A 23,394-nucleotide genomic window follows, 5' to 3' on the forward strand; every position below is an offset into this window, starting at 1 on the left:
ATGGTTTGTCATTACTGCGGTTCAAGACACACCGTTAGTGAAGAAGAGATCTATTCAATTGTAGAATCTGCAAAAGCAAAGCTGAATTAGTATGGAATCTACCCGTAAAACTGTGGTAATTATAGGCGGCGGTTTTGGTGGAATTGCGGCGGCAAAATCGCTCAGGAAGAGTACATACAATGTGATTTTGATTGATAAAAAGAATCACCATCTTTTCCAACCTCTCCTTTACCAGGTTGCAACAGCAGCTCTCTCACCGGGTGATATTGCCATGCCAATTCGCGGTATTTTTGGGAATTACAACAATATCCGAACGGTGATGGACAAAGTTGTAGATATTGATAAAAACTCTAAAATCGTCCAGCTCGAATACGGAGATTCCCAAAAGTTTGACCACCTTATTTTAGCACCCGGAGCCCAATACAACTACTTTGGCAATGATGACTGGGCAGAACATGCTCCCGGCTTGAAAACACTGGGCAACGCCCTCGAAATTAGAGAGAGAATTTTGGTATCGCTCGAAAAAGCAGATCAAATATCAGACAAAGAGAAGCGCAAGCCCTATTTGAGAATGTGTGTAATTGGCGCGGGACCAACCGAGATTGAGCAGCCGGGCCATCGCCGAGATCGCAAAACGAAATATGATGAGAGATTTTAAGTCGCTTTCAATCGATGAAACCGAGGTGTACCTTGTTGAAGCGGCCGTTGGCGTATTGAATGGGTATCCTGAAGAACTTTCTGAAAAAGCCCAGCAAGATCTGGAAAAAATGGGAGTAAGTGTATTGCTGAATAGTCCCGTTACACAACATTCGGGAAGATGGAATCGAGATTGAAGAGCGATTTATTGAAACTGCAAACATGATTTGGGCTGCCGGTGTCATAGCATCTCCACTTATAAAAGTTCTCGATTGCGAAACAGATAAAATGGGCCGGGCAATGGTCAACAGAAACCTCACAATTCCCGGTTCAGACAGTATTTTTGTGATTGGTGATGCCGCTCACTTTAAGGATGAGGATGGTAATCCGCTGCCCGGACTTGCACCCGTGGCTCTTCAGATGGGGCGATATGTGGGGATCTCATCAAAAGCGATAAACCTGTAAATAATGCGAAACCATTTCATTATGTGGATAAGGGAACCATGGCCACCATCGGGCGGGCTGAAGCCGTGGCTGAAGTTCGCGGATTTACATTCAGCGGATTCATTGCATGGCTACTTTGGTGTTTCATCCACATCTTTCCTGATTGGTTTCAGAAATCGGTTTCGCGTATTTGCCGAATGGAGTTGGTACTACATTACATTTAAACGAGGGGTAAGGTTGATTACTGGGAGGGTTGAGGATAAATCGCCATAAACAATAAACTTGCATGGTTATGAAAATCGGCTCGAGGCGAGCCGTGGTACTTACACAGCAAACGACGACCCACAGCCACAAGATTCGCTGGCATTCGGATTATCAAACGTAAAACCACGAGCATCCAACCCATCGGGATAGTCAATCTCAATTCCCTCGAGATACATCATATGTTTTGGATTGATGATGATTTCCATTCCCTGGCTTTCAACCACTTTATCTTCATCCGTTTTGATATCAAATCCAAGCTTATAGCTCAGGCCGGAGCATCCGCCACCTTCCACTGCTACTCGCAGATATAGATTCTCCTCCAGGCTCTCATTTTTTTTGATCTCACGAACCTGTCTGGCAGCTCGTTCAGTCAGCATTACCGGTTTTTGGTTGGTTGTTTTTACTGCTTGTTCCGGTTCGGCGGCCGTACTTTCGTCTTCATCAACTTCATCTATTAAAGACGAAATTACATCATCTAAATTTTCTTCTTCAAGAGCCATAGGTTACTTCGTTGTGTGTGAAAATGTATAATAATCAGTTTCTGATCGATTAAAAAGTTTTAGTACCCCGGCACTCACTAAGTTAACGAGAATTTTTGAGGCACGATAGGTCGTAACATTTATCAGTTGGGAGTATTTTAAAACGGTGATCTCCCCATATTCATTCAGATATCGAAAGAGCATCTGCTCGCGCTCACCATATTCAAACGTAACACCTTCATCCGAATATTTCATTTTCAGAATTTCAGCTTGCTCATCGCTTGCCAGAACACTTTTATCGTCCCGCCGAACAAATACAAGTCTCTTCTTCTTGCTTTTGTTGTAAACGGGTTTTTTTTCTGCTTCAGGTACTCTAACCACCATCACATCCTGGTTTCCGCAATGAATCAATTCAATTTCTATCTTTACAGCCGGTACACAGCGTTCATAAGCAGCTTTATGAAGCACATACTCCTCTTCAAAATATGCTCTCACACCTGTTATATTTTTGTGATCATCAACCCCAATAAGAATAGTTCCGCCATTTGAATTTGCAAATGCGCCAATTTCACGTGCAATTTTATTTTCTGAAGGAGTCGTCTTTTTAAACTCAAGATACATTCCTTCACCCGTTTGAATCAGATTACGAAGATCTGATGGGGTCATGCTGGAAATGGTGATTTCTCCGTTTGGCAGCATCATAGTATTAAAATTTTATTGAAAATCGGGGTTCGATTTGAATTCCTTATGAAGAGTAAGCAAGAGTCATAAGGGGATTAACCTGGCCATCAGAATGTAGGCTCAGATCATAATTTCATCTTTGGCATTCCGGGTCATTAGTTCGTTCACAGCGTCTTTGGGGTCCATATTTTCAAATAATACTTTGAAAACAGCATTTGTAATTGGCATTTCAACATTATTCCGTCGGGACCATTGAGTCACGGATTTTGCTGTTTTCACACCTTCCGCTATCATATTCATCCCCGATGTGATTTCAACTAACGACTTTCCCTGCCCAATGTTATATCCCACATAACGATTTCGGCTATGCTCGCTTGTGCAGGTTACAATCAGATCACCCATTCCTGTCAGGCCAGAAAATGTATCCTGCGAAGCACCGAGAGCACATCCCATTCGTTTCATTTCGTGGAGTCCCCGGGTCATAAGTGCAGCTTTGGCGTTATCTCCAAGTTCGGCTCCATCGATAATTCCCGCTGCAATGGCCATAATATTTTTCAATGCTCCGCCAATCTCAGCGCCTAAAATATCGTGATTCAGATACACCCTGAACATGGGGGTCATAAAGGTTTCCTGGATAATGCGGGCTGCCCTCTGTGAATAAGCAGATGCAGTGATTGCCGTTGGCTTGAACTTACTGACCTCCTCGGCATGACTGGGACCGGTTAGGATTCCTATTTGATCCTCCAAAACAACTCCATCTAACACATCAACCAAAATCTGTGAGGGGGTCATTAAACTATCTTGTTCAATTCCCTTTGCAACAGATACGACAATTTCATCACCGGTAAAAAAATCCCTGGCTTTTCCCGCAACTTCGCGAAGTGCATGGGATGGAGTTGCAAACACAACCATTTCAGAATCTTGAATAGTTTCTTGAATGGTATAACTGGCACTTACCGCTTTTGGAAGTTCCACATCAGAGATATACTCCGGATTCAATCCATTTTGGTTAATACCTTCAACCACCTCTTTCTCTCGTGCCCAAATAGTAATGGAATAACCGCTGTGTCCTAAAACAACGGCAATGGCAGTTCCAAAACTTCCCGCTCCTATAATGCTGATTTTCTTCACGCTGCAGTTTGTTGTTCTTTATTGAGTCTGCCTTTTGCCGGCTTGAATGAATTGACCCTGTTTTCGGTACCGTTTAGCAACCGTTTAATATTTCCTTTGTGTTTAACGATAATTGCAATAGCAAGCGCACTGCTAAACAAGAGTATACTTCCGTCAATATCCCAACCAATTCCATATCTCAGAATAAGTTGCGTGATTGGGTATGTAAGAGCACCGAAAATTGACCCAACTGAAACATAACGGGTTGAAAACATCAGGATCAAAAATACTGCTAATGAAATACTTATGGAGATAGGCTCTATTCCGTATAGCATCCCGCAAGCTGTAGCTGCGCCTTTTCCGCCCGAAAAATTAGCATAAACCGGAAACATATGCCCAACAACGGCTGCCACACCACAAATAATTAAAAGCATCGGTTCCAGCTCCCATCCCGGATATAAAGCAATGGGTCCATCACCTATTCTCCAGGCGAGCTTGCTTACCAAAGTGGTACACAGCAATCCTTTTCCAAAATCAAAGAGTAAAACAGAAGTACCTGCTTTCCAACCTAAAATTCTGAATGTATTTGTTGCACCGGCATTTCCGCTGCCGTGGTCACGAATATCTACTTTGAAGAATAGTTTTCCAGTCCAGAGTGAGCTGGGAATAGCTCCAATCAAGTAACTGACTGTTATTACAACTACGAGTGACAGCATTGGCAGCGTTTCCGTTTAATATTTACTGTTATAAAATATAAGTGAACGAATCTGCAGAACCGAACTGATCAGATAAAAATATCAGACATGCCGTTCGGCGTGATAAGAAGAGCGAACAAGGGGACCGCTTTCCACATGCTCGAGCCCTAACGTCTCTCCAATTTCTTTATACTCTGCAAATTGGTCGGGGTGTACCCATTCTACCACGGGATGATGCATCTTGGTTGGCTGCATATACTGCCCGATAGTCAATACATCAGCATCATGATCAACACAATCCTGCATCAACTGAATAACCTCTTCACGGGTTTCTCCGAGCCCAACCATAATTCCGGTTTTTGTGCGAAGGCCCTGATCTTTACACCGTTTCAGAAGTTCGAGAGATCGTTCATATTTCGCCTGTGGGCGAACATTTCTGTAGAGTCTTGGAACAGTTTCCAAGTTGTGGCTCAACACATCGGGCGGGGTGTCAATTACAATTTGCAGGGCATCCCAAACGCCACGAAAATCGGGAATAAGCGATTCGATCGTTACACCTTCAATCATTTCACGCAAAACCTTATGGGTTTCTGCAAAAATCGGTGCACCACCATCTTTTCGTTCATCCCGGTTTACAGATGTAAGAACAACATGCTTTAATTGCATTTTTTTTGCAGCATCAGCCACTCGCTGCGGCTCATCCCAATCTAAATCTTCCGGCGGACGACCTGTTTTTACCGCACAAAATGAACAGGAACGTGTACAAACATCTCCCAAAATCATAAAAGTGGCCGTTCCTGCTCCCCAACATTCTCCCATATTTGGACATCGCGCTTCGGAGCAAACTGTGTTCAAATCATGGTCGCTAATGGTTTGCGAAACCTCTTTGAATTTCTTGCCGGAGGGTAGCTTTACTCTTAACCAATCAGGCCGGCGCTGGCCGGGTCCTTTTTTGTCAATTACATCAAGTTCTTTAATCATAAATTTACCTACGCCAAATGGCTTTAAATTTCAATCTAAAGGTACGAAAATTGCAAATACGGTTCAGGTACAGAATCCTGTTTGTTGATCTCAACATCAAATACTTCGGCAAAGTGTTTCAGGATTTTCTTTTTAACATCTTCTTCACTCACATACCGACCTGTGCATTCAGATAAACTGGTAACCTCTTTATCATCTATTCCGCAGGGTACAATGTTTTTAAAATAGCTTAAATCGGTATTCACATTCAGTGCAAAACCGTGCATGGTTACCCACCTTGAACAACGAATGCCCATTGCGCATATTTTTTCATCGCCTGCCCAAACTCCTGTAAGACCTTCTATACGACCGGCTTTTACACCAAAATCAGCGCAGGTACGAATGATCACTTCTTCAAGATATCTCAGGTATTTGTGTATGTCTGTGAAATGTTGATCGAGATCGAGGATAGGATAGCCAACAATTTGCCCCGGTCCGTGATATGTAATATCCCCACCACGGTCTATTTCTATATATTCCGCATCAATTTTGGAGAGTTCTGAAAGAGTTTTGAGCAGATGGGCGGAATCACCACTTTTACCAAGTGTATAAACATGGGGGTGTTCAACAAAAAAAAGAATATCATTCAGTTCTTCAGAACCTGAAAGTTCTCCTCTTTTTTTCTTAATCAACAGTTTTTGAGCTCGTTTCTGCAGATCCCATACGGGTCGGTATTCTGCTTTGCCAAGATCATATACATCCAAAAGTCTCTTCATGCAGGAAAGATAACTAAAAAATGTGAAGTGGGTTCATTCCTAAACCCACCTCACGATTATCTCCTTCAACTACATTAAAGATGACTTATTTATCTCTTGGCTATCAGCTTTGAAGTCTAAAAATAATAGGTAAATTAAATTGAACCCGAACCGGCCGGCCGCGCTGCAAACCTGGTTTGAATTTCGCTGTCTTCACAACACGAAGTGCTTCTTCATCACAACCTCCGCCAATTCCACGTATTATTCTTGGATTCTCTACTTCTCCTTTTTCATTAACGATGAATTGGACATATACACGCCCTTCAATGTTTGCCCGAATGGCCATTTCCGGGTATTTAATTTTTTCCTGCAGACTCTGAATTCCCCCAATCAATTCAGGCATCTGCTCAACCAGTACAAAGAACTCCTCTTCTTCGTCCTCCTTATCTCCTTCATCAGCTTGTTTAGGCGGAGCGGGAGGCAGTTCAAGTTGTTGGTTAAAATCCAGTTCCGCGTTGATATCAATGTTCACATCTTCAACGATTTCATCATTAGGTACAGCTACCGGAACCGGTGGCCGGGGAGGTGGCGGAACTTTTATCTCTTGTTTTGTTTGAACAATCTCTTCCATTTCAACTGCCTCTTGCTCCTGAAGGTTCGGCATCTCTGTTTCTCCGGTACTGAAATGAACCTTAGTAAGAACTGTAAGGATCAATAACGCTCCAATGAGGCCTATTTCGAGAAAAATTGTGTAATAGTTTCGCAGGTTTTTTTTAGGCTCAGTACGAATTTTGTGGTCGGGATTTAATCTTTTGTCATCCATAATGTGTCACCTCTCTGTAGTTTTTTATCATACACTGTAGTAGGAGTGTCTCTTTATTATTAATATACCCTAACATTGTTAAGATTATGTGTATATCATCATTATTTTTTCTCAAAGAACTACACCTATATGCTCTGTAAATATCGATTTAAGACCATACTATCTCTTATACTCACCTCTTTACTATTGGTGCAATGTACCTCACAAAAACAGGTTCAAAAGGACCCAAATGACAGATCTGAAATATCACCAAAAAGCAAACAGGATAACTTCAGAATTGTAGGATATTACTCATTGGATACTGCACTGCAAGTAGACCCTTCCAATGTACCCTTTAACCAGGTTACTCATATCAATCTGTGGTTTCTGAATCCCGATTCTCTCGGCAATTATAACGCAGATCTTTCTGGATTATCCAATTTTATTGATGAAGCAGATCGGCACAATGTGAAGATCCTGTTTTCGATAGGAGGCGGCGGAAATTACCCGCATTACGAGCACCTTCTTACGGACAAGTACCGGTCAACTTTGATCGACAACCTGGTTGATGAAGTTTTGGAGTACAATATTGACGGTGTGGATGTAGATCTTGAAGGAAGTGCCATCGACGAAAATTACGAACCTTTTGTGATTGAACTTGGCAACGAGCTGCGTAGACACAATAAGATGATGACTTCGGCTATCGCTGTATATTACAAAGATCAGCTGACAGACAAAGCGCTTGCCCAGTATGATTTTATGAACATAATGGTATACGACCGAACAGGACCGTGGAGGCCCGATCAGCCAGGCCCGCATTCAACCTATCAAAATGCAGTTGAGGATCTTGAATATTTTAATAAGGTGAGAAATATTCCAAAGGAGAAGATTGTACTGGGTGTGCCATTCTATGGATATGCTTTCAGCACCTTGCCCGACTCCCCGCCAAGAAGTATGAATTATGATGAGATAACAGCTCGTTATCCGGGTTCCGAATGGGTGGATGAACTGAGAATGCCAGGCGGCTACACTCTCTATTACAACGGTATTCCAACCATTATAAGAAAAACGGTTTTAGCAAAAAGAGAGGCTTCTGGTATTATGATCTGGCAGCTTTTGGGAGATACAGAGGATGAAAAGTCGCTTTTGAAGACGATTAATGAGGTGGCTTATTCTTATTAGTTAAAAGATCCGCGAAGTTTTCAAAACTTCGCGGATCTGACTCAACTCTATTTCTTCTTCGGCTTTGAGCCCAGATGAACACCTTCGCCGTAAGCTTCTGCTACAGCCTCCATCACCGCTTCACTCATTGTTGGATGCGGGTGAACAGCGCTGATAATCTCATGCCCGGTCGTTTCCAGATCGCGGGCTACAACCGCTTCGGCAATCAGTTCGGTTACGTGTGAACCGATCATGTGGCAGCCAAGCCATTCGCCATATTTCTCATCAAAAACAACTTTTACAAATCCTTCTTCGTGGCCGAGTCCGGTTGCTTTCCCGCTGGCAGAGAATGGGAATTTCCCGACCTTCACATCATAGCCTTCATCTTTAGCCTGTGCTTCAGTGTATCCAACTGATGCTACTTGTGGCTCGCAGTAGGTACAGCCCGGAATGTTGTTATAGTTCACTGGAATTGGATTTTCACCTGCTAACAATTCAGCCAAAACAATTCCTTCATGAGAGGCTTTATGAGCCAGCCAGGGAGCACCAATCACATCACCGATGGCATAAATTCCTTCCGCCGTGGTTTGATAGGTCTCTTTATCCACTTTAATGGAACCTTTTTCCGTTTCTACCCCGGCTTCTTCAAGACCAATATTTTCGATGTTTCCGGTTACTCCAACTGCAGAGAGAACAACATCGGCTTCAACTTCTTTTTCACCATCTTCTGTTTTGATGGTCACTTTCACGCCTTTGCCTTTCTTCTCTACTTTTTCAACAGTGCTTTCGGTCAGCACTTCAATACCTTTTTTCTTGTAGATTTTTCCGAGTTCCTTACCAATATCTTCATCCTCAACAGGAACAACCGTTTTCTGAAGCTCAACCAAAGTTACATCTGTACCGATAGTGTTGTAGAAGTAAGCAAACTCAACACCAATCGCACCGGCCCCGATGATGACCATCTTCTCAGGCTGTTTCTCAAGCTGCATCGCTTTTTCTGAATCGATGATCATCTCGCCATCAATCTCCAGATTTGGAAGTTCTCGCGGACGTGCTCCAGTTGCGATGATAAAGTGATCAGCTTTCACCGTTTCCTGTTCTTTACCATCATCATTCTGAATAGATAGTTCATCACCTGATGTAAAGACACCGGTTCCTTCAAACACTTCAATTTTATTGGCCTTCATCAAAAACTGAACACCCTTACTCATTTTGTTGGCCACATTCCGGCTTCGTTTGATCACCCCCTCAAAATTCACAGAGAAATCTTTCACATCTACACCGTAGTCCGATGCATGGGTGATTGATTCAAATACTTCTGCTGAACGGAGAAGAGCTTTGGTTGGAATACAACCAATATTGAGGCATACACCCCCTAAATGCCTTTTTTCTACAACTGCTGTCTTAAATCCTAACTGCGCTGCCCTGATGGCTGCAACATAGCCCCCGGGGCCGGTTCCAATAACACAAACATCAAATTCTTTTGCCATGATGATTCAAAATCTTAGGTTATTTCATTTATTTATTAGAGAGAAATTTCTTCCGCCCTAACGTCTGAACTTCTATTTATTTATAAGCTCTGAAAGGTAAGGAATCTTGGCGGGATTTATAAATAATAGGCGGCAATGAGTGTACGACAGATTGCACTTTTTTTGTTGAGGGTATGGCGCAAGCGTCTCGCTTGTGACCATTTTTCAGAGCACGAGCGAGACGCTCGCGCTATCTTTTAAACGGCGTACCCAAGCTAAGTGCAATTTATCGCACACCTGCGGCAATTCACATCAAAAGTAAATTTCTTAAGTTGCCTGATTCTACAGATCAAAATCCCCGCGTTTTTTTCTGAAAAAGTAGTCTTTACTGGCATCAACTACCCGCGGTGCCAGTAGCAGAGTTCCTATCATTGTGGGAATAGCCATCATCGCAAACATACCGTCAATAATGTTCACTACAATATCGATGGTGGTAATGGAACCGAGAAAAATTGTTGCAACGTAAAAATAATTGTAATAATGCTGCTTGTCTGCCCCGGCAAGAAAATTGAGGCATTTCGATCCGTAGTACGAATAGGTAAACATGGTGGTGATGCTGAAAATGAAAACACATAGGATCAGCAAATAAATACCAATGGTTGGGATTGCCGTATCAAAAGCAATGGCCGTCATCGTGATTCCATCTACCGTGTTATCTGTCCAGGCTCCGGTCATTAAAAGTGCAAGGGCTGTCATTGTACAGATCAACAACGTATCAATGGCCGGCTCCAGCATTCCCACCAGTCCCTCGCGAACCGGTTCAACAGTTTTTGCTGCTCCGTGTGCCATCGCCTCGGTACCGATACCGGCCTCATTCGAAAATGCCCCCCGGCGAACCCCATTGGATATAACCACCCAAAGAGCACCTCCGGCCGCAGCATTTCCGGTGAAAGCATCACTTACGATTAATGCTAAATACTGTGGCACATCTGTGATATTTATAATCAGTATATACACAACAGTAAATACGTAAATAATCACCATCAGGGGAACCGCTCGTGAAGCCACGCTGCCAATCCGTTGAATTCCACCAAATATGACGAGTGAAACCAGTGTTACCAAAATGATGCCCATAATGATGTCTGACAATCGAAATCCTTCAGCGGTTAAGATAGAATCAGACAAAACCATTGTGTTATAACCCAGAAGCGAATGCTCCGCAAGCACCGTATCGCGTATAATTTGTGTGAGCTGATTGGCCTGGAATATGGGTGCGCAACCAATCAAACCAGCCAAACTGAAAAACGCAGCCAATGGTTTCCACTTTTTTCCAAGCCCTTCGGTGATATAGTACATAGGCCCGCCCTGTACTTTTCCGTTACTATCTTCTCCCCTGTACATAATGGAGAGCGTACAGGTGAAAAATTTTGTGGCCATTCCTACAATTGCAGTAATCCACATCCAGAAGATGGCACCCGGCCCGCCCACGCCAATAGCAATAGCAACCCCGCTGATATTACCCATACCAATGGTAGCCGCCATCGTGCTTGAGAGTGCCTGGAAATGATTGATATCACCCGGAGCGTTGGGATCATCGTATCGGCCGGTGAGAATTTCAACGCCGTGCTTAAAATTTCGGTACGGCATGAATCGGCTGAATATCAGAAAAAAGATACCTCCGCCAACCAACAATACGAGCATGGGAGTACCCCACGCATAGTTCGCGAAGGTTACGGTAATCTGCTCTAACGTTTCCAGGTGATCAATGAATTTAGTTTAATAACTCAGGGGATTTGGACATCCTTGCGAAATGAATATAGTCAATCGCAGGTGGTTTAATATCACAATTTCTTAGAAAAAGTGAAATTTGTGCCCTGTGATGCTGCCCGTGAATAATCAGGTGATTTGTAATCTCCCAAACAGAATTACTATAACTTGTTCCCCTGGAGTTTTGATATTGAATTTCCGCATCCAGATTAACTTCATGGTCTGCAATAAAATCCATCCATTTCTGGTTCGCCTTTTTGGCTTTACTTTTCAGAATCTCAAGATCATGATCTTCCCAAATGCCCACTTCATTTTCCATTGAACTTTTGATGACCCTGCGAAACCAAATTTTTTGCGCATTGATGATATGCGAGAGCAGAGAAACACACGTTTCCTGCTCTTTAAATGGTGCATGTTCTGTTACTTTATCAACCAATGTATTGGTGCACCATAAATCGAACTGAAACAGGTGCTGCATTTTTTGTCTTTCGTCCATAATTAAACTCTCTGTTTATGTTACTATTCCAAAATATCTCGATATTCCGCTCAATATAAATTGAACAGCTATTGCCAGTGCAATGAAACCCATCAGGCGTGTCATAATATTCAGTCCAGTCGGGCCAATATATTTTGCCGAAATAGGTGCTAACCGCAGGATGCCATAGGTAATCAAAACAACCAGGGCAATGGAACCACCATTAATCAGGTAATCGGTAACTCCCTCAGCCTGGGTTGCAAATCCAATGACAACTGCAATACTACCGGGGCCCGAGAGCAGAGGCAGTGCAAGCGGACTAAATGAAACGTCTTCTTTTTCCATAGCTGCCACCTGGTCTTCTTCGGTTAGTTTCCTCCCTCCTGATTCGGGATTCAGCATTGCGTATGCTGCTCTCATTATTATCAAGCCCCCTGCAACACGAATTCCTGCCAGCGTTATTCCAAAAAAGCTGAGGACAAAGGTACCTATCAACAAAAAGGTGATGAGTACTCCGAACATGTAAAAACTGGCCCTTTTGGCTGTTTGAATTCGTTCCTGATCGTTAAACCGATCCGTCAGCGACAAAAATACGGGCATGGCCGCAAATGGATTTACAACAGAAAAAAGAGACGTAAAGCTTGCAAATAATAACCCGCCAATTCCAAGCAACGTAGATGTGTGTTCTGGTATATTCTCTGCGATTCCTTCTAACATACTTTAAAGATAGAGATGATTATATCAATTTTGAATATCGATTTTTAGAAAATAGATAGGAACCTGAGTTTTCTTATTTTTACCAAAAACATGAAACCATCTTTATGAGCAACGAATTAATTCTACAGGAAGTCGAAACGATTGTAAACGGACCAGAAAACAGAGAGGAAAAACTTCAATCCATCTGCGAACTCTTGGATCAGGAGATTGACGTATTCGACTGGACCGGATTTTATCTTGCTTCTGATGAGGAGGAGCGGATGCTAATTCTCGGTCCCTATGTTGGAGAGGAGACGGATCACACAAAAATTCCCTTTGGTAAAGGAATTTGCGGGCAAGCTGCCGAAACTCTCGATACATTTGTAGTTCAGGATGTAAACCAGGCCGATAATTACCTGGCTTGCAGTATTCACGTTCAGTCTGAGATTGTTGTGCCAATTATGAAGGGAGATAAATTTGTGGGTGAACTGGATATCGACTCACACACCAAAGGTGCCATAACTCCTGATCTGAGACAATTGTGTGAAAATATTTGTAAAAAGCTCAGTTCTATTTTCTAAATAATTCCTGATTTCAGCCCAGATTCAGCTTTCCTTCAGTTTTTCCGTTTATACTTTGTAAAAAGTTTTTGATAACTATAAAAAACACCAAACGATTGAGGCAGCCTTTCGTCTAAATGGTCAAATTAGCAGACATTTGTAATAAGTTTTTAAAATTGGCACACATTGTACTAAAAATCCGTTCAAGAGTTATTAGTTGCATCAAATGTACGTACTATTGATCGTAGCAAGAAAACATGGTAATCATTTAAACTACTATACACCGTTGAAAACATTCTATAAAAGTATCACAACTATCATCTTACTAACCGCTCTTATATCCTGTGGCGGAGGGGAATCTGAACCATCTGAATTCCGGGGATTTGGTAATTCCGGAGGACAAGAAGCTATCAGTGTTGAAGCTATTCCCGTTCAAAGTGCCACCATTTCTGAACAGGTAAGTGCTTTTGGAAATATCCAGACAAAAGACCTTGTTGAAATTGTTCCACAGGTATCCAATCGAATTACAGAAATACATGCTGATCTGGGCGATAATGTGAGCCAGGGACAATTACTGGCTGAAATTTATGAAGCGCCATTCCGGGAAGCTGTTCAGCAGGCCGAAGCTCAAGTCCGCCAGGCACGTGCAACTTTGGAACGAGACAGTACTGAATTGGGCCGGCAGGAGCAACTTTTTGAACGCGATGTTATCAGCCGGGCAGAATACGAAACAGCACGAAGTACCTATCTAAATAGTCTTGCGCAGTTTGAATCGGCTGAAGCTTCTCTTGCTCAAAGCAGGGAAGATCTTGAAAATACAGATATCGTTTCTCCCGTTTACGGTGTTGTGTTAAGCCGCTCTATTTCTGAGGGTGATCTTGCAACAACCGGAACCACACTTTTTGAAATTGCCAATCTTACCGGGTTCGAAACACGGGTGTTCCTGCCCATTCACGATTGGGAGCGTGTAGAGATCGGGCAACCGGTAACAATGGCACTCTCTTCAGATGGCGAATCGATTGCCGAAGGTGTTGTATCCATGAAAAGTCCGCGGCTGGACCCCACAACCGGACTTGGCGAAGTTGTTATCTCTCTTACAAATACATCTTCATCTGTTTATCAGGGGGCATTGGTTCAAACCCGTATTAACCTTCAGACAAAACAGAACGTAGTTGTTATTCCACGATCGGCACTGGTTGAAAAAGTGGAAACCTACATTGAACCGGAAACCGGAACTATTGAATTACAGCGATCATATTCTGCCTTTGTCACCCAGGGAGATACTTCCGCCGTTCGGAGAGATGTAGAACTGGGTATTGAACAGGGAGATCGAATTGAGGTTGTTAACGGCCTGCAGCCTGGCGACCAACTTGTGGTTACAGGACAACAAAGCCTTGAAGATGGTTCACCTATTCAAATAGCAGGGAGTACTCCTTCGTTATCGGCAGAATCATCCGATACCACCGGCACTGCCGGCAGACAGCCCGGGGCAGGTACAGGAGAATCCGATTCGCAGCAAGCCGAACAGAATTAAATCGTTAAGGTACTATGAATAACCTTCCAAAATTAGCAGTAGACCGCCCGGTAACGTTTCTAATGATCAGTATTATACTGGTCGGTTTTGGCCTGTATGGATTGAATAATCTGCGGCTCAACTTATACCCCGATGTCTCTTTCCCGACAATTACCGTCTATACCACGTACGAAGGAGTTGCACCCGAAGATATTGAAGCTCTAATTACACGCCCGGTTGAGGAGCAGGTAGGAAGTATTTCAGGTGTGCGGCGTGTACGCTCACTCTCAAGCCAGGGATCGTCTGTTGTTAAATTGAATTTTAATTGGGGTACGGATCTGTTTATGGCCGAGACCGAAGTTCGGAAACGGCTTGATATGATTCGCCGAACGCTTCCGGATGAGGTCGATCAACCTATTGTCTTTTCTTATGATCCAAATGATGAACCGGTTATTGTATTGGCTCTTACTTCGAATACCCGGAGTCCGCGCGAACTGCGAACACTTGCCACGCGACAAATTGAACAGCGAATTGAGCGCATTAACGGGATCGCTTCGGCTGAGACAGCCGGTGGATATGACAGGCAGATAAACGTGCGGCTGCGCAATGACCAAATGAGGCGATATAATATTGATATTGCCACCATCTCCAGCCGCCTTCAGCAAGAAAATGTACAAGTACCTGCCGGCGAGTTGGTGGAGGGTGAAACAGTTTTTTCCCTCCGAACGATTGGTGACTTCCGAAATCTCGATCAGATTAAGAATAGTATTGTTGCCATAACGGATGCCGGAAATCCGGTGTATCTCAACGATGTTGCAAATGTAGAAGACGGCATCGCACAACCGATTGGAAATGTTCGCGTGCAGGGAAATGAAGGTGTGATTCTTAATATCTACAAGCAGAGCGACAGTAATATTGTAACCGCAGCCGGGGGAGTTGCTGAATCACTTGATGATATTCGAAGCGTCATCCCTTCCGACGTAGATCTTGCAGTACTCACCAACCGTGCTGATTTTATCAATATGTCCATTCAAAACCTTCTATATACAGGTTTACAGGCCATTGTATTGGTTGTAATTATTCTATTGATATTCTTGCGTAATGGCCGCTCTTCACTCATTGTGGCGATCTCCATCCCGATCTCTATCATCACCACATTCAGCATTATGGATATGTCTGATGTGAGCCTGAATATCATTTCACTCTCTGGCCTAACACTCGCAGTAGGTCTTGTTGTAGATAACGCCGTAGTTGTCCTGGAAAACATATTCCGGTTTCGGGAGGAGGGTGCAGATGGTAAAAAATCGGCTATATCCGGGGCCCGGGAAGTTGCCACTCCTGTGGTTGTTTCTACCCTTACTACACTTGTCGTTTTTCTGCCAATTTTATTTGTACCGGGAATTGCAGGCCTTCTCTTTCGAGATATGGCTTTAACAATCTCATTCGCGCTGATTGTTTCCGTACTGGTAGCCATTACTATAATACCCGTACTCAGTTCGAGAATTTTTGATAATACTCTCATCAATGCAGATAAAAAAGATCCGGCAAATAACCTGTTGAAGAAAATTTTGGTTTGGAGGCGGAAAAATCTGTCTACGCGTATTGCAGCTATACCTCTTTTTCTGCTTTATGCTATAGCCTGGCCTTTCTTAAAACTTTGGACGTGGATCGCAAAAGTATCAAAAGAGTTTTTCAGTGAAAGAGTTGCACCAAAATTGAGCAAAGGCCTCGATCGGCTTGAAAATACGTATAAAAATCAACTGGACAGAGCTCTTTCAAGCAGTGGCTGGGTGGTGGCCGGAGCATTTGGCCTGCTCTTTCTATCACTACCTATCTATTATCTGCTTGGCGGGGAATTTTTCCCACAGGTTGATGAAAACTTCATCATTCTTGAAGTGCAACGGGAGCCCGGTGTAAGTCTTCTTGAACTCGAACGAACTATCAAACAGGCCGAACGTATTATCCAGGATGAAGTTCCCGAAGCTCGCTTAATTGTTTCCGACTACGGAGACAAAACCGGCATTGAGGGAGCCGATAATCCCGGCGGTAACCAGGGACGAATTCGTGTTGAACTGTTACCAATTTCAGAAAGATCCCGCTCTCAGATGCAAATTACGGATGAGGTTTTGGAAGAACTTCGAATTGTACCCGGAGCCAACATTCGCGAGGTACGGGAAGATCCGCTTAGCCCCGACGGAGAAACCGGACTTATTGTACAGATTTTTGGATACGATCAAAGTGTGAAGGAAGAGCTGGCCGAAGGAGTGATGAACAAACTCACAGATATTGAAGGGATTGTAAGTGTATTCAGCTCTGCTGACCAGGGACGACCTGAACTACGGGTAGAGATGGACAGAGAGAGAATTTCAAGAGTGGGAATGACTACCTCACAAGTTGCAGACGCTCTCAGTAATGCAGTTCAGGGTGATATTGCCACTACATTTGTTGACCAGGGAATAGAATTTGAGGTACTCGTGGAAACAGCTGCTATCGATAAATCTCAATCCACTGATCTACAAGAACTGCAAATTCAAACACCCAATGGCGGATGGATGCCATTAAAGAACCTTGCCAGTATTCAAAGATATACAGGACCATCCAATATCTTACGGATTAACCAGGAGCGTATGGTTGAGGTTCAGGCCAATTTAGGTGAACTGGATCTGCAAACAGCTACCGACCAGGCACGGCTGCAACTGGAGTCGATGAACTGGCCGACGGGTTACCGGTATGAACTGGGCGGATCGGCCCAGGAACAGCGGGAATCGTTCCAGTTTCTGCTTTATGCATTTATTATCGCCGGAATTCTTACCTATATGGTGATGGCCTCCATGTTTGAGAGTCTTGTTGAGCCATTTATTATTCTTGTTACTATTCCATTGGCTGTAACCGGCGTTCTTCTGATACTCTGGATTACTTCAACACCCGTAAGTGTAACTGCAATGGTGGGGCTTGTTCTGCTAACCGGTATTGTAGTGAATAACGGAATTGTGATGATTGACTACATTAAAATTTTGCAATCTCGCGGGCAATCCAGACACCACGCTATTGTGGAAGGTGCCAGCCGGCGTTTACGTCCTATTTTAATGACGGCCTTTACTACAATCCTTGCAATGGTCCCGCTTGCGCTGCAACTTGGCTCGGGAGCTGAAACCTGGAGCCCAATGGCCCGATCTGTTATCGGGGGTCTTGCCATGTCAACCGTATTGATGCTTTTTGCCGTGCCGTGCATGTATTACATCATCAACAGCTGGGTAGAAAAAGCCGGTTTCGATTCGGTTCACAAAGAAGATCCGCTTAAAGGGTAGTCCAAAATTTTAGGTATAACGTTTAAGGTTGAGTAAAATGAAAAAAATTACCATTACCGAAAAAATTCTGAAACGGCCCGTAACCGCCATCATGATGTCTCTTTTGGTTATTGGATTCGGTGTTTTTTCTCTCTCAAACCTGAAGGTTACACTCTATCCTACCTTTAATATCCCGGTGATGGGCGTATCCGTGAATTATGCTAATGTAGCACCGGAAGATATGCTTCAGCTTGTGGTAAAACCTGTTGAAGCTGCTATTTCGGGAGTTGAAGGTGTAGAAACACTGGAATCGAATGTTAGCCAGGGCAGTACTTTTATGATTTTACGGCTGCAATCGGGTACGGATATTATGGTTACCGAGCAAAAAGTTCGCGAAGCCGTGGAACGTATCCGGTCTGAATTGCCGAATGAAGCCAGCGAACCAATCATTTTTCAATTCGATCCTGATCGATCCCCGGTAATCAGGCTGAGTGTAGAATCGGATGTTCTGGGATTGGACGAACTACGTACACTTGCGGTAGAATTTATTGAACCCCGGTTTGAACGGATTCCCGGAGTTGCTTCGGCAGATACAAGAGGCGGTTTAACCCGAAACGTATATGTAGACCTGAACCAGGAATCTCTTGCCCGGCACAACCTTCTTCCTCAAGATGTATTCCAGGCTATATCTACAAACAACAGCCAAACACCCATCGGAAATCTGGTGGCAAACCGAACCAGCTACAGCATTCGGGCTGAATCGATGTACACCAATATCGAACAAATTGCACAAACAATCGTCACCATAGAAAATGGTATTCCGGTTCGCGTTCGGGATGTTGCCAATGTAGAAGACGGCTACGAAAAGATTGAAAATATTGTAGAGATTAACGGGCGAAACAGTGTGACTGTTGAAGTTCAAAAACAATCCGACGCCAATACGCTGGATGTCACGCAGTCGGTTGTACAAACCATGGGGGATTTTATGTCCGACCTTCCCTCAAGCGTAACAATGCAGGTCTTAAATAATGAGGGTCAGTTCATAGAGGACTCCGTATCAAACCTGGCCCAATCTGCATTAATTGCTCTTGTGGTTGTGGTACTTATTTTGTTGCTCTTTATGGGCGGCTGGAGAATTGCCTTTGTTGTTGCCATGAGTATTCCCGTATCGCTGACAGGTACGTTTGCAGCCATGTATGCACTCGATATAACGCTTAATATTATCTCCATTACCGGATTAGCATTAGCCATCGGCTTACTGGTTGATAACTCAATTGTTGTTTCAGAAAGTATTGCCGCACACCTGGAGGCAGGGAAAGGCCGGTTTGATGCAGCTCTGAGCGGGACAAAAGAGGTGGGGGGTGCACTGCTGGGCTCCACATTAACCACGATTGCCGTATTCGTGCCCATTTTAGGCGTCTCCGGTTTTGCAGGTTCCATAGCGAAAGATCTGGCACTTACAATTTCCATCTCCATTGCATTTTCATTCCTGGCATCTATCATTTTAATCCCTGTACTTGCTTCCCTTCTACTGAAGCGAGAAGAGTTTGTGCAGAAGAGCTTTACTCTCAACTGGATGAAATCTCTCGAGGCTCGTTATATCTCTGTCCTGGAGTGGATTTTAAAGCGTAAATATGTCATCGGCATCACTGTACTGCTGATTATAGGCGGGTCTTATTACCTGTTTACTGATATACAAAAAGAGTTTTTCCCGGCCAGTGACCAGGGTACATTTGAACTCGACGTGGAACTCGCTGCGGGTACCAAACTCGCCCGAACAGCCACCGTACTTAGAGATTTCTCCGATTATCTTTTGGATGATCCGAATGTTCGAACAGTTATCAACAATATTGGGCGTGAAGGATGGAGTACCGAAAGTAACATCGGTAGTTTGAGCATTACCCTGGTTGATAAATCTCAACGTGATCAAACAACAACGGAAATTGCCACAAGATTACAGAATGAACTGGAAGAACCGGAAATAAAAGTCGAAGTAGATAATCTTGGGGGTGGTGCTCCCGGAAGAGGTTTTGGAAATATGGGAATTCGTGTCAGCCTTATTGGTCCCGATATGGACGTTCTTCAGAAGTTAACTCTTCAGCTTGAACAAGCATTAAGCGACGATCCCAATGTGATGTCGGTAAGTAATCCGCGATCACGTCCGGAACCCAAGCTGGTGTATGAAATAAACAAAGAACGAATCAACCGGGCTGGATTTTCTCCTACAAATATTGCCACGCAGCTTGGTATTCAAACACGCGGAAATCGCGCCGGCTATTACAGAGATGAAGGGCGTGAAATTCCCATCATGGTTCAGCTTCAACGCGATCAGTTTCAGAGTAGGGAGGATCTGTTTTCGCTTGAACTCGCCCAATTTGAAGAACAGCGAATACCTGTTCTTGCTCTCGGTGATTTTTCAGTGGAAGAAGGCCTCAGCCGAATCAGCCGGAGAGACCGCGAAACATTACTGGATGTTAGCGTGATGGTTCGCGGGGATATGGAAGAGTATCGGCAAAAAATTATCAATGTTTTGGATAACGAAATCGCCATGCCCGACGGGTATCGGTACGCCTTTACAGGTTCTGTGTTCGATCAGCAGCAAAGCAGCCGGGAATTAATGATAGCAGCCATTTTTGCATTACTGCTCACATATATGGTTATGGCTTCTATTTTCGAAAATTTGCGTGATCCATTTATTGTTATGTTTTCCGTACCATTGGCTTTTTTCGGTTCTCTTATCTTCCTGTTTATGACATCCACATCACTAAGCGTGCCTGCATATATCGGTATTGTTTTACTGATCGGGATTGTGGTGAATAATGGAATTGTACTCGTTGATTTCATTCACCAAAATACACGTGGTAAAGATGATGATATAGACTATCTCAATCTATTTCTTGAGGCTTGTAAACGACGAATGCGACCGATTCTCTTAACCGCGCTTACAACAATCTTCTCAATGATTCCCCTCGCACTTGAATTTGGAGCCGGTTCTGAAACCTGGAGTCCGCTTGCCAGGTCAGTCATTGGAGGACTTGCATTCGCCACAGTATTAACACTTTTTGTTGTTCCCGCCGTGGTTGTATCAATTTCTAAGAAACGAAGAAAGAGTGTGAAAGAGGCGTTTAAGCTTAAAGAATAGGAAAACTAAATCAAATATTTTTGCATCCTAATAGATGTCATCAAACCTCCAAAGAGCTCAAATCCTTGGAGGTTTTTTCTTCAGATTGTTTACTTGTTCCGAAGGTCCTCCTTCGGAACACCACACCGGAAACTCTTACTTCCATTCTTTGAACTGTTCTTTCAAAGAGGCTGTCCAAAAAGAATGTGAGGGAAATAAATTTTTGATTTTTGTCATACCGGACCCCGATCCGGTATCTCCAAACATAGTTAAAGATTGGAGATTCTGAATCGAGTTCAGAATGACATCCTTTTTGGACAGCCTCGAGCTGAAGCTTCCCCAAACGTTCCGAAGCTGGAGCTTGATAGCCGTCTGACCGCTTTGGTACATGTTTAGCGGTTTGAGTCAAACAACCTGACAGAGCACCGTGCTTTTCGGTTCCTGTCAGAGTTGTGGGATAAGGACATCCCCTTCGAAAACTGTCCCACGCGACTCTGGCAGGAGCTATCGCACTCTGCCAGGACGCTAAACAGACACCCGCTTTGAGCGGTCTGACGGCTAATATACTCATTTCTGAATCTCCTTCCGCAGAGTACTTGCGGCGGCTTCAACCTTTTGATGTAGTTTCTCAGCCAACTCTTTTCGGTCCGAAGCCTGAACCGTCTCCTGACTGTAAACTATCCTGCATTCAATTTTTCTGTTTCCTGCAAGTTTAAAAACATGCTTATGAAATGGATCACGTGCCCCGTAAAAACAAACGCTCTCATCTGCAGGAGGATCATCTTTCGATGTACGATATTGAAGCGCAGAAAAGCAGACCGGCATCGATACGGAAGCCGGATAGTCTAACAACGAAGAACGAAATGGCAGTACACGATCGCCACCTGTTGTTGTTCCTTCCGGAAATAGCACAATCCCCTGATCTTTGCTCAAACTTTTCGACAGCAGTTCATTTACACGGGTCACATCTCTCTTCGTTGAACGATCTACAAAAATAACCCCGGTATATTTTACCATTGGCCCTAAAACCGGCCATGATTCCACTGCTTTTTTGGCCACAAATGTACAATTCATATTGATGAACATCGGTACAATATCAATATAGCTCAGATGATTGGAGACGAGCATAAACGGAGCAACCGGCGGGGTACCGCTGACCTGAAATTTGATATTCAAAATTCGGGCTACCGTTCTCCCCCAAAAACCCGTATAGATATTTCTCCAGGCTTCGTAAGATTGACCAAACAACCGCAATAACAGGTAGATAGAAAAATATCCGGCATATGATACCAGCGTAAAAAAGACCAACAGAAATACCTTAACACTTGCCCGAAAATTTCTCATTAAAGATTGTTTAGTAAATTTGAGTTCGATATAAGAATTTAAAAAAAGAGTTTCCCCTCCTTCGTAAGGAGGGGCCAGGGGTGGTTAAACGTTCATTATTCGAATCTGAAAGTTTAATATTGGTTCGGTTCTTTTTCAACCACCCCTAAATCCCCTCCTTGAAAAGGATGGGACTTTATAATTGCCAATTTTTGAGATTTATGTCGAACTCAAATTTATTAGACTTTTTTTAAAAACAGAAAGGCGAAGAAAGCTTTATCCAAAAAACATTTTCCGGGTTTGATCGGATATTGCTTCTACATCAAGAAGAATAACAAAGTGCAACAGGTTGAGATCCCGGTCGTACGAAGGGCCGCCACAAACTGTGCATCCTACATCAATATAGTTTTGAAAGAGCGGGGGAATATCAATCTCATCCGTTCTTGGCATCTCATCATCCCATTCAAGTTTGTACCCATCGCGGGGTTCTATATGATATTCGGGATGAAGAATATTCTCCTTTTCCAGGTATTCCAATGTTTGAAGTGCAACATGCGGTTTTTTCGACTGAAGAGCCGCATATCCAAAGAGATATCGTTTATTAAAATGTTCGAGGTAGCCCGCCAGTCCCTTCCAAAGCAGAAACAGTACCCGCCCGCTGCGATGCTCCTCACTAATGCAGGCACGCCCCACCTCAACGGCGTTTTTCAACACCTTATCGGGAAGAGCCTTCAGCTGGAAACGAGCATTGGTCGTAAATCCCTTTCCAAATTGTGCCTGCTCGTAACTCTGCAACCGATAGGTACCTATAATAGTGTCCGATTCATTGTGAACAACAATCAAATGATGAGCCTGATCATCGTATTTATCTCTGTCAATTCCATTTTCAAATACAAAATTTCGATCCAGCTCTTCTTTAAAAATTTTGTAACGAAGACGTTGCGCCGCTTTTACCTCTTCCTCTGTTTTGGCAAATTTAATTGTATATCTACGACTGGCAACATCTGAGATTACGTGATCCTTAACTAACAAAATGTAAATCCATTATTTAATTGATAATGCACCAAAGTTATTTTAACAATTTTACCGATATTTATGAATCCGGCAAACAATTATCAAAATAAGAACTTTTTGATCCAAGAGAGAGATTAAATGTTCTAAAGAAATCAATTTATAAAATTTATCAAAAAGGGCTT

General features: G+C 43.4%; 21 protein-coding genes. 8 read left to right on the forward strand and 13 right to left on the reverse strand.

Going from position 1 to position 23,394, the window contains the following annotated elements:
- Positions 1-91 precede the first annotated feature (91 nt).
- The 3 genes from U5K72_03625 to U5K72_03635 are packed head-to-tail and all read left to right on the forward strand — an operon-like array spanning position 92 to position 1,101.
- Positions 92-658, forward strand: a complete 567-nt coding sequence (locus U5K72_03625) for an FAD-dependent oxidoreductase (GenBank protein ID MDZ7717896.1) — start codon at positions 92-94, stop codon at positions 656-658.
- Entirely contained in the window at positions 642-833 is a 192-nt protein-coding gene (locus U5K72_03630; protein ID MDZ7717897.1) for an NAD-binding protein, read from the forward strand. Before U5K72_03625 ends, U5K72_03630 begins: the two co-directional genes overlap by 17 nt.
- 25 nt (positions 834-858) lie before the next feature.
- Complete coding sequence (locus tag U5K72_03635; protein ID MDZ7717898.1) at positions 859-1,101, forward strand: FAD-dependent oxidoreductase; 243 nt, start codon at positions 859-861, stop codon at positions 1,099-1,101.
- A 302-nt stretch (positions 1,102-1,403) separates the two neighbouring features.
- On the opposite strand, the gene U5K72_03640 is transcribed toward U5K72_03635, so the two are convergent.
- The 7 genes from U5K72_03640 to U5K72_03670 all read right to left on the reverse strand — a co-directional run bounded on the left by U5K72_03640 (position 1,404) and on the right by U5K72_03670 (position 6,847).
- Complete coding sequence (locus tag U5K72_03640; GenBank protein ID MDZ7717899.1) at positions 1,404-1,844, reverse strand: iron-sulfur cluster assembly accessory protein; 441 nt, start codon at positions 1,842-1,844, stop codon at positions 1,404-1,406.
- 3 nt (positions 1,845-1,847) lie between these two features.
- Positions 1,848-2,525 carry an ATP-binding protein gene (locus tag U5K72_03645; GenBank protein ID MDZ7717900.1) on the reverse strand — a complete coding sequence of 226 codons (678 nt, stop codon included), beginning with the start codon at positions 2,523-2,525 and terminating at the stop codon, positions 1,848-1,850.
- A 99-nt stretch (positions 2,526-2,624) separates the two neighbouring features.
- On the reverse strand, positions 2,625-3,635 hold the full coding sequence (locus U5K72_03650; GenBank protein MDZ7717901.1) for an NAD(P)H-dependent glycerol-3-phosphate dehydrogenase: 1,011 nt from the start codon (positions 3,633-3,635) through the stop codon (positions 2,625-2,627).
- Positions 3,632-4,330: a glycerol-3-phosphate 1-O-acyltransferase PlsY gene (plsY, locus tag U5K72_03655; GenBank protein ID MDZ7717902.1), complete on the reverse strand. Its 699-nt coding sequence runs from the start codon at positions 4,328-4,330 to the stop codon at positions 3,632-3,634. Before plsY ends, U5K72_03650 begins: the two co-directional genes overlap by 4 nt.
- Positions 4,331-4,411: 81 nt before the next feature.
- The gene (gene lipA / locus U5K72_03660; protein MDZ7717903.1) at positions 4,412-5,290 is read right to left on the reverse strand and encodes a lipoyl synthase; all 879 of its coding nucleotides are present in this window, start codon (positions 5,288-5,290) and stop codon (positions 4,412-4,414) included.
- Positions 5,291-5,325: 35 nt separating this feature from the next.
- Positions 5,326-6,045, reverse strand: a complete 720-nt coding sequence (gene lipB / locus U5K72_03665) for a lipoyl(octanoyl) transferase LipB (protein MDZ7717904.1) — start codon at positions 6,043-6,045, stop codon at positions 5,326-5,328.
- A 103-nt stretch (positions 6,046-6,148) separates the two neighbouring features.
- The gene (locus U5K72_03670) at positions 6,149-6,847 is read right to left on the reverse strand and encodes an energy transducer TonB (GenBank protein ID MDZ7717905.1); all 699 of its coding nucleotides are present in this window, start codon (positions 6,845-6,847) and stop codon (positions 6,149-6,151) included.
- A 129-nt stretch (positions 6,848-6,976) separates the two neighbouring features.
- Here U5K72_03670 and U5K72_03675 point away from each other — a divergent pair, with 129 nt between their 5' ends.
- Positions 6,977-8,008 carry a glycosyl hydrolase family 18 protein gene (locus U5K72_03675; protein MDZ7717906.1) on the forward strand — a complete coding sequence of 344 codons (1,032 nt, stop codon included), beginning with the start codon at positions 6,977-6,979 and terminating at the stop codon, positions 8,006-8,008.
- A gap of 47 nt (positions 8,009-8,055) precedes the next feature.
- On the opposite strand, the gene lpdA is transcribed toward U5K72_03675, so the two are convergent.
- From lpdA to U5K72_03695, 4 genes are all read right to left on the reverse strand, one after another.
- Positions 8,056-9,477 (reverse strand): dihydrolipoyl dehydrogenase, encoded by a 1,422-nt coding sequence (gene lpdA, locus U5K72_03680; protein ID MDZ7717907.1) that lies wholly within the window; start codon positions 9,475-9,477, stop codon positions 8,056-8,058.
- 321 nt (positions 9,478-9,798) lie between these two features.
- Positions 9,799-11,103, reverse strand: a complete 1,305-nt coding sequence (locus U5K72_03685) for an alanine/glycine:cation symporter family protein (protein ID MDZ7717908.1) — start codon at positions 11,101-11,103, stop codon at positions 9,799-9,801.
- Positions 11,104-11,227: 124 nt separating this feature from the next.
- A complete protein-coding gene (locus U5K72_03690; GenBank protein MDZ7717909.1) occupies positions 11,228-11,719 on the reverse strand; it encodes a DinB family protein in 492 nt (163 codons plus the stop codon).
- Between the two features lie 15 nt (positions 11,720-11,734).
- Positions 11,735-12,415: a MarC family NAAT transporter gene (locus U5K72_03695; protein ID MDZ7717910.1), complete on the reverse strand. Its 681-nt coding sequence runs from the start codon at positions 12,413-12,415 to the stop codon at positions 11,735-11,737.
- Between the two features lie 104 nt (positions 12,416-12,519).
- Between U5K72_03695 and U5K72_03700 the strand changes: the two genes are divergently transcribed.
- The 4 genes from U5K72_03700 (at position 12,520) to U5K72_03715 (ending at position 20,896) form a co-directional block, all read left to right on the forward strand.
- Positions 12,520-12,975 carry a GAF domain-containing protein gene (locus tag U5K72_03700; protein ID MDZ7717911.1) on the forward strand — a complete coding sequence of 152 codons (456 nt, stop codon included), beginning with the start codon at positions 12,520-12,522 and terminating at the stop codon, positions 12,973-12,975.
- Between the two features lie 265 nt (positions 12,976-13,240).
- A complete protein-coding gene (locus U5K72_03705; protein MDZ7717912.1) occupies positions 13,241-14,488 on the forward strand; it encodes an efflux RND transporter periplasmic adaptor subunit in 1,248 nt (415 codons plus the stop codon).
- Positions 14,489-14,502: 14 nt separating this feature from the next.
- On the forward strand, positions 14,503-17,775 hold the full coding sequence (locus tag U5K72_03710) for an efflux RND transporter permease subunit (protein MDZ7717913.1): 3,273 nt from the start codon (positions 14,503-14,505) through the stop codon (positions 17,773-17,775).
- Between the two features lie 37 nt (positions 17,776-17,812).
- Positions 17,813-20,896, forward strand: coding sequence for an efflux RND transporter permease subunit (locus U5K72_03715; GenBank protein MDZ7717914.1), 3,084 nt, complete (start codon positions 17,813-17,815; stop codon positions 20,894-20,896).
- A gap of 546 nt (positions 20,897-21,442) precedes the next feature.
- On the opposite strand, the gene U5K72_03720 is transcribed toward U5K72_03715, so the two are convergent.
- Both U5K72_03720 and U5K72_03725 read right to left on the reverse strand, forming a co-directional pair.
- Positions 21,443-22,219 carry a lysophospholipid acyltransferase family protein gene (locus U5K72_03720; GenBank protein ID MDZ7717915.1) on the reverse strand — a complete coding sequence of 259 codons (777 nt, stop codon included), beginning with the start codon at positions 22,217-22,219 and terminating at the stop codon, positions 21,443-21,445.
- 255 nt (positions 22,220-22,474) lie between these two features.
- Positions 22,475-23,230 (reverse strand): GNAT family N-acyltransferase, encoded by a 756-nt coding sequence (locus U5K72_03725; GenBank protein ID MDZ7717916.1) that lies wholly within the window; start codon positions 23,228-23,230, stop codon positions 22,475-22,477.
- Positions 23,231-23,394: the final 164 nt, after the last annotated feature.

Source organism: Balneolaceae bacterium (assembly GCA_034521495.1).
Lineage (GTDB): Bacteria > Bacteroidota > Rhodothermia > Balneolales > Balneolaceae > Rhodohalobacter.